Below are 14,757 nucleotides of genomic sequence, written 5' to 3'. Positions count from 1 at the left end.
CCGGGATGGGGGGAACCCACGGGGAGGTGGCAGGGCAGTGGTGCAGCAGCTGACGCAGCACGATCCGAGACGGATCGGCCCTTTCGAGGTGCTGGGCAGGCTGGGTGCCGGCGGCATGGGCCTGGTCTATCTCGCGCGCTCGGCGTCCGGCCGGCGCGTGGCGATCAAGACCGTACGGGCGGAGCTCGCGGAGGACCAGCTCTTCCGTGTGCGCTTCGCCCGTGAGGTGGAGGCGGCCCGCGCCGTCAGCGGCTTCTACACGGCGGCGGTCGTCGACGCCGATCCCAGGGCCGCCGTGCCCTGGCTGGCGACGGCCTTCGTGCCGGCGCCCTCACTCGAGGAGATCGTCAACGAGTCCGGGCCGCTGCCGGTGCAGGCCGTGCGGTGGCTGGCGGCCGGGGTCGCCGAGGCGCTGCAGTCGATCCACGGGGCGGGGCTGGTCCACCGGGACATGAAGCCCTCCAACGTGCTCGTCGTGGAGGACGGCCCCCGGGTGATCGACTTCGGCATCGCGAGCGGGGTGTCCAACACGCGGCTGACGATGACGAACGTCGCCGTGGGCACGCCCGCGTACATGTCGCCCGAGCAGGCCAAGGACTCCCGCAGCGTCACGGGCTCCAGCGACGTGTTCTCGCTGGGCTCGACGCTGGTCTTCGCGGCGACCGGGCACGCGCCCTTCCACGGGGCGAACCCCGTGGAGACGGTCTTCATGCTGCTCCGGGAGGGCCCGGACCTGTCGGGTCTGCCCGACGAGCTGCGCCCGCTCATCGACGCGTGCATGCGGATGGAGGCCGACCGCCGGCCGAGTCCGGCGGACCTGCAGGCCCAGTTGGCGCCGCACCTGTTCTCCTCCGCGGGCGACGACACCGGTACGGCCTCCGCGTGGCTGCCGCCCGCGGCGGTGGGCCTGATAGAGGAGCGGCGCAGCGGCGGCCGCCCTGGCGCGGGGCCGGGCGCCCCCGGCGGCGTCGGCGCCGGAGCGCCCGGAGGCGGTGGCGCGGGCGCAGCGGTGCCCCCGATGCCGGCGCAGCCTCCGGCGCCCCCCGCGGCGCCCGTGGGGCCCCCTCCGGTCGCCGCCGACGGTCCGGGCGGACCGGTGCAACTCGCCGGGTCGGCACCGATAGGACCCGGGATGCGGATCGCCGAGCGCAAGAACCAGGCCGCGGCCACGGCGGCCGCCGCCGGCGGCGGGCTCGGCTGGGCCGGCCGTGGCGGCGCGGCCGGAGGTCCGCCGGCGGCGGTGCCCGGCCAGGGCAACGCCCAGGGCGCGCCCCAGGGTGTCCCGCAGGCGCCCGCGGCCCCACCGGGCGAATGGCGGCCGTGGCGGTTCCGCATGTCGAACGACGTGTGGGGCACCCCGGTCGTGTCCTCGGGGCGGCTCTACGTGACCTCCTTCGAGGTGCACGCGCTGGACGTGGCCACCGGGCGGCGGCGGTTCAAGACCCGTGACGTGGCGTGGACGATGGCGGTCTCGGGCGGCCGGATCCACGGCTCCGACGGGCCGAGCCTGTACGCGCTGGACGCCGCGGACGGCTCCGAGCACTGGCGCACCGGGGTGGACGGCTGGATCTACTCGCTCCGCGCGGACGCCGGGACCGTGGTCACCGGCACCCGCGGCGGCGGCGTGCAGGTCTGGGACGCCGCGGCCGGACGGCTGCGCTGGGAACGCGGCGGAGCGCAGACGGAGTTCGAGACGCCCGAGTCGGGCCCGAGCGTGGTCGACGGGGTCGTGTACTTCCACGGCGGCGGCCGGCTGCACGCCCTGGACGCGACGAGCGGCGCGGAGCACTGGTCGTACCCGACCGGGGAGGGCGGCGCCATGCCGACCCGTCCGGTCGTCGCCGACGGCGCGGTCTACGTGACCGTGGGGAACCGCGTGCTCGCCCTGGACGCCCGCAGCGGTGCCGAGCGGTGGCGCTTCGACGCCCCCGCGGTGATGTTCGCGCCGCCCGCCTACGTGCCCGGACCGGGCGTGTCGGGCGGCGGCGTCTACGTCGCGGACTACCTGGGCACCGTGTACGCCCTGGACCCGGCGGACGGGCGCGACCGCTGGCGGGTCGCGACCGAGCAGCGGCAGAGCGTGGAGCCCGTGCTCGTCGCGGGCGGTTCGGTGATGCTGGGCGCGGGCGGCGCGCTGTACACGCTCGACGCGGTCTCCGGCACCCCGAAGTGGCGCTTCGCCGCCCAGGGAGAGATCGTCGGCTCCCCGGTGGTGGCCGACGGGCGGGTGCACTTCGGCTCGAAGGACCACTGCCTCTACACGGTCGACGCGAGCGGCGGTCAGCTGCGCTGGAAGCTGGAGACCGGCGGGGAGATCACCGGTTCCCCGGTGGTGTCGGACGGTGTGGTCTACGCGAGCAGCAAGGACCGCTGCGTGTACGCCCTCAACGCCGTGAAGGGCACCGAGGCGGCCACCCGGCGCGCGTGAGGACCAGGCTGACGGCCGTCGTGCCACACACGGAAGGGGCAAACGACGGCCGCCGCTGGCCAACTTACGCGGCGGGAGGCCAGGGCGCCATGCGGGGGGCCGTCAGGGTGACCCCTTGCCGGCCGTCGTGAGGCCGCCTCACCCCGCACACGAGGGGCGGCGGCCCGGACTCGGTGGCGCGCCTGCCACCACGGGTTGCTGCGGGGGTACTTCCCCGTTCGCGTGCGTTTCCCGAGCCCGCGGACGCGGGTGTCCCCCGGGTTCCGGGCGGCAGTGCCATCGGTACCCCGACGACGGTGCTTGCCCCGTGTGGTGAGGGCAGGCCGTACCGCGATTGCGCCGGCGTCCGCGGGACCGCTCCGTGCCGCGGGGGAACCGGTCAGCGCACGCGGTGCTCCCGTGTGCGGTCGGCGAAGAGCCGGGCCTGGCGCTCCGGCGGGAGGTTGCCGAGGGCGATGAGGTGCGGGGCGTGCGCGAAGGCCTGGGCCCGCGCGGCCTCGTGGGCCGACCAGACGGCGCGGATCGTGCCCTGCACGGCCTCGGTGGGGTGGGCGGCCAGGACCGCCGCCGCGCGCAGGGCCGCGTCGAGCAGCCGCGGCCCGGGCACGACCTCCGAGACCAGCCCGGTCTCGTGGGCGCGCCGGGCGCCGATCCGCTCGGCCGTGCCCATCAGGGCCATGCGCATCACCTCGCCGTACGGCATGCGCTGCGCCATGGCGATGGCCTCGTAGGCGCTGACCATGCCGTAACTGGTGTGCGGGTCGAAGAAGGTGGCGTGCTCGGCGGCGATCACGAACTCGCACTCGCCGAGCAGGTAGAAGGCGCCGCCGCAGGCCATCCCGTTGACGGCGGCGATGACCGGCTTCCACAGGTCGTTGGCCTTGGGGCCGACGGTCAGCAGCGGATCGTCGACGGCGTACGGGGAGGGCGGCTGCGGGACCTCGGCCGCGCGGTCCAGGCCGGTGCAGAAGGCACGGTCACCGGCTCCGGTGAGGACGACCGCGCGGACCTCGTCGCCGGCCCGGAACTCCCGCCAGAGCGTGCTCAGTCCGGCGGCGGTGGCCAGGTCGAGCGCGTTGTGCCGCTCGGGCCGGTCGAGGGTGACGACGGCGACGCCGTCCTTCGTCTCACAGCGCAAGCCAGCGCGGGATGCCGTCATGGAAGACCGCCTTCACGGGGGCGCCGATGCGGATGCGGGCGGGGTCGAAGGAGTCCAGCCGGGCGTCCGGGGCCTTGACCAGGTTGCCCACCAGCCGGATCCTCGGGTCCTCGGCGAGTTCGACGAGGACCACGTTGTACGGCGCCTGCTCGGCGTAGCCGGGCAGCAGCGGGGGATGGGGGACGACGTACGACCAGACGCGGCCGCGCCCGCTGGTGCGCCGCCACTCGGAGGCGAAGGAGTGGCAGTGCGGGCAGCAGGGGCGGGGCGGGAAGCGCAGCCGTCCGCAGTCCGCGCAGGCCTGGACGCGCAGTTCGCCGGCGCGGGCGTACTCCCAGAAGGGGGCGCCGTCGTCGTCGGTGACGGGGCTCAGCATGTCAGCTCCTCAGGATCAGCGCGGAGGTCGGGACGCCCTCGCCGGCCGTGACCAGGCAGGTCCGCGCGCCGGGCACCTGGGCGGTGGAGGTGCCGCGCAGCTGCCGCACGCCCTCGGTGATGAGGTTGAAGCCGTGCACGTACGCCTCGCTCAGCCCGCCCCCGGAGGTGTTCAGCGGCAGCCGGCCGCCGATCTCCAGGGCGCCGCCCTCGGTGAAGGCGCCGCCTTCGCCGCGGCCGCAGAAGCCGTAGCCCTCCAGGGAGAGCGGGACGAGAGCGGTGAAGGCGTCGTAGATCTGGGCGACGTCGATGTCCTCGGGGGTGAGGTCGGCGTGCTTCCACAGATGGCGGGCGGCGGTCCAGGCCGGGCCCGTCAGGGGGTCGTCGGTCCAGTAGTTGACCATTCCGTGGTGCTGGGCGGGCAGGCCCTGGGCCGCGGAGTGCACGTAGACGGGCCGCTGCCGGCAGTCGCGGGCGCGGTCGGCGGAGACCACGACACAGGCCAGGGCGCCGTCGGTCTCCAGGCAGTTGTCGTAGAGGCAGAGCGGCTCGCTGATCCAGCGCGAGGTCATGTACATCTCGCGGGTCAGCGGGCGGTCGTACATGATCGCGGCCGGGTTCTGGTTGGCGCGGTTGCGGCAGGCGAGGGCGACGTTGAAGAGGTGGTCGCGGGTGGCGCCGTACTCGTGCATGTAGCGGCGGGCCAGCATGCCGATCTCGTCGGCGGGCCGCAGCAGGCCGAAGGGCCGGGTCCACTGGGCGGGGGTGGGCAGTTGCGCGGTGGTGTTCGTCCACGGACGGGGGCCGCTGCCGCGTTTGCGGGACCGCCAGGCGACCCCGACGGTGGCCTGCCCGGTGGCGACGGCGGCGGCGAGGTGGGCGACGGTGGCGCAGGAACCGCCGCCGCCGAAACCCGTCTTGGAGAAGAAGGTGAGGTCGCCGAGACCGACGGTCTTGGCCAGTTCGACCTCGTCGGTCTCCTCCATCGTGTACGACGCGAGGCCGTCGACCTCGTGCGGCTCGATCCCGGCGTCGTCGAGCGCCGCCAGGATGGCGCGGCAGGCGAGCGCCTTCTCCGACTCGGGCAGGTGCTTGGCGAAGGGGGTCGCGCCTATGCCGGCGATCGCGGTGGCGTCCTTCAAGGCTGACATTCCGTCAGGTTATCGCTAATCTGACGGATAGTCAGCTCTTGGGGAGGTGCTCGGCGCATGCGCGGTGACCTGGAGTGGGGCAGTGTCCCCCGGCTCGTGCGGGAAGCCGCGCGGCGCTGGGGCGAGCGCGAGGCGGTCGTGGACGGCCGTACCCGTGTCACGTACTCCGAACTCGGCGCCCGGGTCGAGCGCGCCGCCGCGGCGGCCGTCGCGGCCGGGATCGCCCCGGGGGACCGGATCGCCGTCTGGGCCCCCAACACCCTCGACTGGATCACGGCCGCCCTGGGCTCGGTCACCGCCGGCGGGGTCCTCGTCCCGCTCAACACCCGCTTCAAGGGAGCGGAGGCCGCGTACGTGCTGCGCCGCACCCGCGCCCGGCTGCTCTTCGTCACGGGCACCTTCCTCGGCACCTCCTACGTCGCCTCGCTGCGCCGCGCGACGCGGGAGCAGCCGCTGCCGGACCTGGAACAGGTCGTCGTCCTGTCCGACGCGGCGCCGGAAGGCCACGGCTACCGGCGCTGGAAGGACTTCCTGGCGGCGGGCGACCCCGTCACCGGTGCGGCGGTACGGGCCCGTTCCGACGCGATCGACGGCTCGGCGCCCTCCGACATCACCTTCACCTCCGGGACGACCGGCCACCCCAAGGGCGCGGTGGTCACCCACGCCCAGACGCTGCGCGTCTACGACGTCTGGGCGGACCTGGCAGGACTGGAGGAGGGCGACCGCTACCTGATCGTCAACCCGTTCTTCCACACCTTCGGCTACAAGGCCGGCATCATCGCCTGCCTCATGCGCGGCGCGACGATGATCCCGCAGCCGGTGTTCGACGTGGGCACCGTCCTGGCCAACATCGCCGCCGAGCGCGTCACCGTGCTGCCCGGGCCGCCCACCCTCCACCAGTCGGTCCTCGACCACCCCGAGCGCGCCCAGCACGACCTGAGCTCACTGCGACTGGTCGTGACCGGCGCGTCCGTGATCCCGCTGCAACTGGTGGAACGGCTGCGCAGTGAGCTGAAGATCGCCACCGTGCTGACTGCGTACGGGCTGACGGAGGCGAGCGGCACCGTGACGATGTGCCGGCGCGGCGATCCCGCGGAGGTGGTGGCCGCGACCTCCGGGCGGGCCATCCCCGACACGGAGGTGCGGGTCCTCTCGGAGGGGCCGGGGCGCCCGGGGGAGGTCCTGGTGCGCGGTTACCACGTCATGTCCGGCTACTGGGAGGACCCCGCGGCCACGGCCGAGGCGGTCGACGCGGACGGCTGGCTGCACACGGGGGACGTGGGCGTGATGGACGCCGACGGCAACCTGCGCATCACCGACCGCATCAAGGACATGTTCATCGTCGGCGGGTTCAACGCCTACCCCGCGGAGATCGAGCAGGCGCTCGCCCGCCACCCGGACGTGGTGGAGGCGGCGGTGGTCGGCGTCCCCGACCCCCGGCTCGGCGAGGTGGGCCGGGCGTACGTCGTGCGGCGGGAGGGGGCCGTGGTCACCGCGGACGACCTGATCGCCTGGTCCCGGCGCGAGATGGCCAACTACAAGGTGCCGCGCGAGGTGGAGTTCCTGGCGGAGCTGCCGCGCAACGCGAGCGGGAAGGTGCTCAAGACGGCGCTGCGGGCGGGGTGAGCGACGTGCCGGGGCTCCCTCCCGCACCCTGCGGGAGGGAGCCCCGGCGGTCCGGCGAGCCGGGTGTCAGCGGGTGTGGAAGTCGTCGGGCGAGACGATCGTCCGGTGCCAGGCGTCCGTGCCGTCCCCGGCGGCGGCCGGGAGCGCGGCGGTGAGGCGGTGTCCGGCCGCCTGGGAAACGGGAGGGCAACTCCGGCTGTGAACCCACCGTGCCGGGCCCGAAGACCCGCAAGTGCCGTGCGTCGCGGAAGATGATCAGGCGCACGACGAAGACCGACTGCGGCGCCCCCTCCGCGCCGCAGTCGGTCCGTGGATCCCTCGTGCCGTCCCCCCGCTCCTGGAGGCGCTCCCCCCTTGGTGCGCCCTCAGGCCGTGCTGTCCCCCGTGGTGGTGCTGTCCCCCCGTGCCCCCCTCGGGCCGGCCGTCCCCCGTTCAGGCGCCGGTCAGGGCGAGTGCCAGTTGTCGGGCTTGACCGTGGTGTCGTCGCCCTTGACCTTGGGCTCCTCGATCTCCTCGGTCTCGACGACTTCCGGCTCTTCCTCGACGGTGGAGCCGGACTCGGGTGCCGTCTCGCTCATGCTGCCTCCCCTTGTGGGTGGAACTGGGCCGATGCAAAGCCCGCCTGGCAACGACCCCCGTGCGCTACCAGGCGGGCAGCTCTTGCAGTGATGGAATCGTGGCAGGCGTCGATAATCAACCGATAAACGGAACTGTTGATGTCCTGTATCAGCGGTGTTGCGTGGCGCGGAACCGCTACACGGCGATCGCCGGAGAGGCCGGACCGTGCAGCAGGCGCCGGACCTCGTCGGCGTCGGGGGAGCCCAGCGCGACGAAGGCCGCCAGGGCGTCCCGCCAGCAGGCGCGGGCACGGTCCACCTGGCCGACCTCGGCGAGCGCGCGCCCGAGGACGGTGAGCACCTTCGCGCGATAGAGCTCGCCCCCGAGGTCGCGCAGCGCGTTCAGCGACTGCTCGGCCAGCGCCGCCGATTGGCGGTGGGCACCGGAGGACAGGTGCACCTCCGCCATACGGAAGAGGGACATGGCCTCCCAGAAGCGCTGCCGGGCCGCTCTGAAGACGGGGAGCGCCTCGGAGAGCGCCGCCAGGGCCTCCTGACGGCGGCCGGCCGCCGTCAGCGCGATGGCGAGCGCGTACAGGCCGTTGCCGAGACGGAATCCGGCCCGCAGCTCGCGGTAGATCGACAGGGCCCGCTCCGCCGAGGCCACGGCGGCGGAGACGTCTCCGAGCTCGATCTGGGCGCGTGACAGGTTGCTCAACGCGGCGGCACCGCCGTGCCGGTTGCCGTCGGCCACGAAGGTCTCCAGGGCCTGGGAATGGTGGTCCGCGCAGTCCTGGAAGCGCCGCGAGGCGAGGGCCACCATCCCGCGCAGGTTGGGGGCGTAACTGCTGGTCAGAGGGTCGCTGACGGCACGCCCGAGCGCGAGGCTGCGCTCGGCCTCCCGGTCCGCCTCCTCCAGTCGTCCGGCCAGGCTGTACTGCTGGCCCAGCAGCACGCGGGCCCGGCCCTCCACGAGCGGCTCGCCGCAGGCGCCGGCCGTGGTGACGATGGCGCGGGTGGCCTGCTCGTACTGGCGCGCGTAGATCCCGGACTCCATCAGGTCCTGGCTCACCAGCAGCAGGTCGACGGCCCGCCGCATCGGGCCCTCGCAGCCGCCGCCCGCGGCCTGCTGGACGGCTGCGAGGAGGCTGGACGCCTCGGTGAACAGCCAGTCCAGGCCGTCCTCGCGGGAGCTGAAGGGCAGTCCGGGGCGGCCGACGGGGGCGAGGTGCGCGAGCAGGCGGTCGCCGGGGTTCTCCAACTCGTACGCGCACGCGGCCGACGCGAGGTAGAAGTCCAGCAGCCGGGACAGCGCGGCGCAGCGGGCGTCGTCCCCCTCGTGGCGTTCGGCGCAGTCGCGGGCGTAGAGGCGCACCAGGTCGTGGTAGCGGTAGCGGGCGGGAGCGGCGGACTCGATGAGACTGATGTCGACCAGCGTCTCCAGCAGTTCCTCGGCGTCGTGGACGTCCAGGTCGAGGACGGCCGCGGCCGCCTCGAGGGAGACGTCCGGGCCGTCGGCGAGGGCCAGCAGGCGGAAGGCGCGGGCCTGCTGCGGGGTGAGCTGGCCGTAACCGAGCTCGAAGGTGGCCTTGACCGCGAGGTCGCCGGCCTTGAGCTCGTCCAGGCGGCGGCGTTCGTCGCTGAGCTTGCGGGCGAGGAAGGAGACCGTCCACGTGCGGCGGGTGGCCAGGCGGGAGGCGGCGATGCGGATGGCGAGCGGCAGGAAGCCGCACGCGGCGACGACGTCGAGGGCGGCCTGGCGTTCGGCGGCGACGCGCTCCTCCCCGACGATGCGGGTGAAGAGCAGCAGGGCCTCTTCCGGGCTCATGACGTCCAGGTCGACCAGGTGGGCCCCGGCCAGGTCGACCATGCGGGTCCGGCTGGTGACCAGCGCCGCGCAGCCGGGCGTGCCCGGCAGGAGGTTGCGGACCTGGGCGGCGTCGTGGGCGTTGTCCAGCAGGGCCAGGACCCGGCGGCCCGCGAGCGTGGAGCGGTAGAGCGCGGCGCGGTCGGCGAGGGACTCGGGTATCGCGGAGTCGGTGACGCCGAGGGAGCGCAGGAAGGAGGCGAGCACCGTCTCGGGTTCGGCGGGCCGGGCGGCGGTGCCCTGGAGGTCGACGTAGAGCTGGCCGTCGGGGAAGGTGCCCGCGACCGCGTGGGCGACGTGGACGGCGAGGGTCGTCTTGCCGACGCCCCCGATGCCGGCGACTGCGGAGACCGACATGACCCCGCCCTCCGCGGAGGCCCCGGCCAGACGCTCGCCGAGCTCGCGGACGAAGGCGTCGCGGCCCGTGAAGTCGGCGACGGTGGCGGGCAGCTGGGCAGGGCGTACCGGCTCGGCGACGACCTCCGCCTGCGGAACGGGCGGCGGCAGCAGCGAAGGGTCGGCCTCCAGCACGCGCTGGTGGAGTTCGGCGAGCTCGGCACCCGGGTCGACGCCCAGCTCGTCGTCGAGGAGGCGGCGGGTGTCGGCGTAGACGCCCAGTGCCTCGGCCTGCCGCCCGCTGCGGTACAGGGCGAGCATCAGCAGGGCACGCGGCCGCTCGCGCAGCGGGTGCTCGGCGGACAGCACGGTGAGCTCGGAGACCGCCTCGGCGTGCCCGCCGGCCTGCAGGTCCAGGTCGAGGCACGTCTCGGTGAGCTGCAGCCGCCATTCCAGCAGACGGGTGCGCTGGGTCTCGGCGTACGGGCCGGGCAGCCCCGCCAGGGGTTCGCCGTCGAAGAGGGCGAGGGCACCGCGCAGTTCCTCGCGGGCCGTGGCCAGGTCCCCGGCCGCGCGGGCCTTCTCGGCCGCGGCCTGGTGGCGTTCGGCGAGGAAGAGGTCGAAGTCGTCCCCCGGGTGCAGCACGTAGCCGCCGTCGACGGTGGCCAGCGCCTCGGCGCCGAGGGCCTTGCGCAGGCGGAAGGCGTAACTGCGCAGCGCGGCGAGCGCGGTGGGCGGCGGGTCCTCGCCCCAGACGGCGTCCAGCAGCTCCTGCGCGGTGGCCGTGCGGCCGCCGCGCAGCAGCAGCGCGCCCAGCAGCGCCTTCTGCTGTGGCGAACCGGCGGAGATCGGCTCCGTGCCGTGCCAGGCCCGCACCGGGCCGAGGACCGCGAAGCGCAGCACTCCGCCCTGGTCCTTACCGCTTGCCATGCCTGCCCCCAGGTGCCGCCGAACCTTCCCGACGAGCGCGTATATCGATCGTTCATCACGAGGCGGAACAGTTTTCACAGACGGCAGGACCATCGCCATCAGTTCCGCCGCCTGTGCCAGTTTGCCGCCTCAACCTGTACGCGGTCACCTATGGGTGGCTTTCGGGAGGGGCGTTCCGAGGAGTAGCAGGGAATGTTCGGGCCATTTTCATGTGAAGTGCGGTCATATGCCGTCGGTCTGACGGGCTCCCCGTCCGGAGAGATGGAGGGGCGCCCATGTGCTCGCGTTGTGTGCCGCAGGCCGTGAGCGGACCACGGAGCCGCGCCGGCGGCGGGCCGGCGCCGTCGGTCTACCGGCTGCCCGGTCCCGCGCTGCGCCGCCGGGCCTTCCGGCAGCCGGAAGGGCGCCCGTACGAGCCGTACGACTGCGACTTCGCCGGACTCGACCGCCGCGCCCGCGCGGTCGCCGCGCGCTTGGGACGGCTGCTGCCGCCGGGCAGCCGGGTGCTGCTCGCCTACCGGCAGGGTGCGGACCTGGCCGGGGCGTTCTACGGCTGCCTGTACGCCGGGATGGCCGCGGTGCCGCTGGTCGGCGGCGGCCCGGACGGGGCGGGGACGGTCGCGGAGGCCGTCGAGCGCTGCCGTCCCGCGGCGGTGCTCACCGGTGCCGACGCGTGGACCGCGCTCGCGGTGGACCGCTCGCGCACGGAGGTCGTCGAGGCCGACGGGCACCGTGTGGGCGGTGAGCCGGTGGACCGGCTGGCGCGGGAGTGGCGCCCGGTCGGCGTCCTGCGCACGGCGCCCGGCTACGAGCGCTACGTGGCCGACGGGCTCGGCGGGGGCCGCATGGAGCCCGCGCTGCGGCACGGTGACCTGGCGGACGCGGTGGGTGAGCTGGTCGTCGCGGCGGGCCGGGGCACGTCGGAGGACAGCCTCGGGTGGATGGCCTCCGTGCGGGGGTTGGAGGACGCGGTGTGGCGCATGCTGCTGCTGGAGCCGGGGGGCGGGGTGGGGTGAGTGGCGCCCGGGGGTCGTTTCTGCGGGCCGGTTGTACGTGTGCGGCTTGTTTGCGCCTGCGGCGGGCGGTTTCCCGCCGCCCGCCCACCCGATTGCCCCGGGACGGTTGGTACGGGTCTCGCCCAGTCCGTTGGGTGGGCCGGGGGCGGGGCCTCCGGGGTGGGCATTCTGTACCGCATATTTATGTGCATGGCGGGCGGTCCGAACAGGTGCCGCTCTGCCGCACAACAAATACACGTCAGCGTCCAGAACGCCCACCCCTACGACCCCACCCCCTCCCTATCGCGAGCGACCAACGCCCGGTGGGGGGTGATGAAGCAGTCCGGGGTTGCCGCAAGTGCCCTCATCACCCCCCCCCTCCCTATCGCGAGCGACCAACGCCCGGTGGGGGGTGATGAAGCAGTCCGGGGTTGCCGCAAGTGCCCTCCTCACCCCCACTGGCCGACCCGGCCCAAGGACGGGGGAGGGCAGGCGGGCGGGAGACGGCCGGAGGGTGGGCGAGGAGGCGGTCCGGGGGTGCCGCAGGTGCGTTACTCACCCCCCACCGGCGTCAGTCGCCCATACGACAGGAGGGGGTGTGCAGGGGTGCGCCCGGAAGCGACGAGCGGCGGACCCGGGACGGAATGATCCGGCAAATCCGCGAGCGCTGAGGACGTGCGCCGGCGCGCCACCGACCCACAGACGCACGCAGCGAGGCGGTCACTGACCGACCGGGGCAACGGGAGGGCGGCGGGGAAAAGAACCCCAACCGCAACCACAAACCGCGCCGCACGCAAGCAAACGGGTCGCACCGGCACTCCTGACGGGGCGTCAGATTCGCGCTACCGTGACCCCATGGAGACCTTCCCGAGGATCATTTCGGTGGACGACCACACGGTCGAGCCCCCCGGCGTCTGGCGGGACCGGCTCCCGTCGGCGTACCGGGACAACGCGCCGCGGATCGTGCGCGCCCCCCTGAAGTCGATGACCTTCGTCGGCGGCAGGTTCGCCCCGCGCATGGGCGAGCCCGGCGACGAGGGGCCCGTCGCGGACTGGTGGGTCTACGAGCACCTGCGGCGCCCGCTGACCCGCCTGGACACCGCCGTCGGCTACAGCAGGGACGAGGTGCGGCTGGAGGCGATCACGTACGAGCAGATGCGCCCCGGCTCGTACAGCGTCCCGGAGCGGCTGGCGGACATGGACGTCAACCACGTGCAGTCCGCCCTCTGCTTCCCCACCTTCCCGCGGTTCTGCGGCCAGACCTTCACCGAGGCCAAGGACCGGGAGCTGGGGCTGCTGTGCGTGCGGGCCTACAACGACTGGATGGTCGAGGAGTGGTGCGGCCCGCAGGCCGGCGGCAGGCTGATCCCGCTCACCCTCATACCGTTGTGGGACGCCGAACTGGCCGCCGCCGAGGTGCGCCGCAACGCCGCGCGCGGGGTGCGGGCCGTCTGCTTCTCGGAGATTCCGCCGCACCTGGGGCTGCCGTCCGTCCACACCGACGCGTGGGACCCCTTCCTGCGCGCCTGCGACGAGACCGGCACCGTCATCGCGATGCACATCGGCTCCTCTTCGCGGATGCCGTCCACCTCGGCCGACGCGCCGCCCGCGGTCGGTTCCACGATCACCTTCGCCAACTGCTGCTTCTCCATGGTCGACTGGCTGATGTCGGGGATCTTCGACCGCTTCCCCTCCTTGCGGATCATGTACGCGGAGGGCCAGATCGGCTGGATCCCGTACATCCTGGAGCGGGCCGACGTGGTGTGGGAGGAGAACCGCGGCTGGGGCGGTGTGGCCGACAAGGTGCTGCGGCCGCCGTCGGAGCTGTTCCGGGAGCACGTGTACGGGTGCTTCTTCGACGATGCGGTGGGCCTGCGCAACATCGACGCGATCGGCGTCGGCAATGTCCTGTACGAGACCGACTACCCGCACTCCGACTCGACCTGGCCCAAGTCCCGCGAGGTCGGGGAGGCCCAGATGGGCCACCTCGCCCCGGACGTCGTCGAGCGGATCGTGCGCGGCAACGCCATCGAGCTGCTCGGGCTGACCCCGGAGGGGCTGTGGCCGGGGCAGGGCGGCGTCGCCGGCTGAGATGAGTTCGCCCGCTGTCGGCGGCCGTGTCGCACACCGTGCGCGGCCGCCCGATGGGCTTCTCCCGGCATGGCGGGGAGGGGGCGGGCGATGGGCCTGATCGCCGAGTTGTGGCTGACGGGCCGGGTCCCGGCGTGGGACGGCCTGTACCGGGTGGACGGCACGGGGTGCGTGGACTGCGGCGAAGGTTCGCACGGCTTCTTCGCCCGGCTGGACTCCGACGGCGGCCTGCTGTGGGTGGTCGCGCTCCGGGAATCCAACCCCTTCGGGCTTCGCCGCGGTCGAAGGGCGGTGGCCGCTCCGGAGTTCGGGGTGTGCCGGCCCTTGTCTGACGGTTCGTCAGGTCCGAACATGACGGCATGACCAAGACCGCGTACGGCATGCAGTTGCCGGTGCAATCCCTGAGCACCCTCTACGCGGAGCCGTGGGAGGCCGGGGCGCCGCCGGGCGACCTGGTGGACGTCGCGCGGGCGGCGGACCGGCTCGGCTTCGCGTACATCGGGTGCTGCGACCACGTGGCCATCCCGCCCCGGCTCGCCCCCGCGATGAGCCCCACCTGGTACGACCCCGTCGCCACGCTCGCCTTCCTGGCCGCCGTGACGACGCGGGTCCGGCTGCTGAGCCACGTGGCGGTGATCGGGCTGAGGCATCCGCTGCTGACCGCCAAGCAGTACGCGACCCTGGACCACCTTTCCGGGGGCCGGCTTGTCCTCGGGGTCGGGGCCGGGCACGTCCGGGAGGAGTTCGAGGCGCTCGGGGTGGACTTCGAGCGGCGGGGAGCGCTGCTGGACCGGGCGATCGACGCGGTGCGGGACTACTTCGCGGCGGGCGGGCAGAAGCCGGAGCCGGTGCAGCGGCCGGTCCCGGTGTGGGTCGGCGGGTCGTCGCCCGCGGCGGTGCGGCGCGCGGCGCTCAAGGGCGACGGCTGGCTGCCGCAGGGGGACTCGCGGGAGGCCATGCCAGGGCAGATCGCCCGGCTGCGCGGGCTGCGCGGCGGGAGGCCGATCACCGTCGGGGTGATCGCGGAGCCCCTGTACGTCGGCGAGCCGGAGTGGCCGGTGGGGCGGCGCACCCTGACCGGCAAGCCGGAGGCGCTCGCCGAGTCGCTGCGGGAGTACGGCGCTATGGGGGTGGACCAGATCCAGGTGAGGTTCCGCAGCCGTGGCGCCGCCGAACTGCTCGACCAGATGGAGGCGTTCGCCGACGGCGTGGCGCCGCACCTCGACGCGTAGGGAGTGACGG

The 14,757-nt window shown here is 74.0% G+C and carries 11 protein-coding genes; 6 read left to right on the top strand and 5 right to left on the bottom strand.

Annotated features, from left to right (window positions below):
• Nucleotides 1-37: 37 nt before the first annotated feature.
• The gene (gene afsK, locus ACFW3D_RS08870; RefSeq protein WP_500502963.1) at nucleotides 38-2,428 is read left to right on the top strand and encodes a protein serine/threonine kinase AfsK; all 2,391 of its coding nucleotides are present in this window, start codon (nucleotides 38-40) and stop codon (nucleotides 2,426-2,428) included.
• Nucleotides 2,429-2,807: 379 nt separating this feature from the next.
• On the opposite strand, the gene ACFW3D_RS08865 is transcribed toward afsK, so the two are convergent.
• Genes ACFW3D_RS08865 through ACFW3D_RS08855 form a run of 3 tightly spaced genes read right to left on the bottom strand, consistent with a single transcriptional unit; the run spans nucleotide 2,808 to nucleotide 5,113 of the window.
• The gene (locus ACFW3D_RS08865; protein WP_500502961.1) at nucleotides 2,808-3,587 is read right to left on the bottom strand and encodes an enoyl-CoA hydratase/isomerase family protein; all 780 of its coding nucleotides are present in this window, start codon (nucleotides 3,585-3,587) and stop codon (nucleotides 2,808-2,810) included.
• Complete coding sequence (locus ACFW3D_RS08860; RefSeq protein ID WP_500502959.1) at nucleotides 3,556-3,963, bottom strand: Zn-ribbon domain-containing OB-fold protein; 408 nt, start codon at nucleotides 3,961-3,963, stop codon at nucleotides 3,556-3,558. Before ACFW3D_RS08860 ends, ACFW3D_RS08865 begins: the two co-directional genes overlap by 32 nt.
• A 1-nt stretch (nucleotide 3,964) precedes the next feature.
• Nucleotides 3,965-5,113, bottom strand: a complete 1,149-nt coding sequence (locus ACFW3D_RS08855; RefSeq protein WP_500502957.1) for a lipid-transfer protein — start codon at nucleotides 5,111-5,113, stop codon at nucleotides 3,965-3,967.
• A gap of 57 nt (nucleotides 5,114-5,170) precedes the next feature.
• Here ACFW3D_RS08855 and ACFW3D_RS08850 point away from each other — a divergent pair, with 57 nt between their 5' ends.
• Complete coding sequence (locus ACFW3D_RS08850; RefSeq protein ID WP_500502955.1) at nucleotides 5,171-6,739, top strand: FadD3 family acyl-CoA ligase; 1,569 nt, start codon at nucleotides 5,171-5,173, stop codon at nucleotides 6,737-6,739.
• A 443-nt stretch (nucleotides 6,740-7,182) separates the two neighbouring features.
• On the opposite strand, the gene ACFW3D_RS08845 is transcribed toward ACFW3D_RS08850, so the two are convergent.
• Nucleotides 7,183-7,317: a hypothetical protein gene (locus tag ACFW3D_RS08845; RefSeq protein ID WP_018559962.1), complete on the bottom strand. Its 135-nt coding sequence runs from the start codon at nucleotides 7,315-7,317 to the stop codon at nucleotides 7,183-7,185.
• 175 nt (nucleotides 7,318-7,492) lie between these two features.
• Nucleotides 7,493-10,429 (bottom strand): SARP-family global regulator AfsR, encoded by a 2,937-nt coding sequence (afsR, locus tag ACFW3D_RS08840; protein ID WP_500502953.1) that lies wholly within the window; start codon nucleotides 10,427-10,429, stop codon nucleotides 7,493-7,495.
• Between the two features lie 302 nt (nucleotides 10,430-10,731).
• On the opposite strand from afsR, the gene ACFW3D_RS08835 reads away from it, so the two are divergent.
• From ACFW3D_RS08835 to ACFW3D_RS08820, 4 genes are all read left to right on the top strand, one after another.
• The gene (locus ACFW3D_RS08835; protein ID WP_500502950.1) at nucleotides 10,732-11,445 is read left to right on the top strand and encodes an AMP-binding protein; all 714 of its coding nucleotides are present in this window, start codon (nucleotides 10,732-10,734) and stop codon (nucleotides 11,443-11,445) included.
• Between the two features lie 834 nt (nucleotides 11,446-12,279).
• On the top strand, nucleotides 12,280-13,515 hold the full coding sequence (locus tag ACFW3D_RS08830; RefSeq protein WP_500502948.1) for an amidohydrolase family protein: 1,236 nt from the start codon (nucleotides 12,280-12,282) through the stop codon (nucleotides 13,513-13,515).
• A 90-nt stretch (nucleotides 13,516-13,605) separates the two neighbouring features.
• A complete protein-coding gene (locus ACFW3D_RS08825) occupies nucleotides 13,606-13,878 on the top strand; it encodes a hypothetical protein (protein WP_500502946.1) in 273 nt (90 codons plus the stop codon).
• The gene (locus tag ACFW3D_RS08820) at nucleotides 13,875-14,747 is read left to right on the top strand and encodes a TIGR03619 family F420-dependent LLM class oxidoreductase (protein WP_500502944.1); all 873 of its coding nucleotides are present in this window, start codon (nucleotides 13,875-13,877) and stop codon (nucleotides 14,745-14,747) included. Before ACFW3D_RS08825 ends, ACFW3D_RS08820 begins: the two co-directional genes overlap by 4 nt.
• The last annotated feature ends 10 nt before the right edge of the window (nucleotides 14,748-14,757 follow it).

The organism is Streptomyces sp. NPDC058864, from assembly GCF_042742985.1.
Lineage (GTDB): Bacteria > Actinomycetota > Actinomycetes > Streptomycetales > Streptomycetaceae > Actinacidiphila.
This window is presented reverse-complemented; position numbering and strand designations above follow the sequence as displayed.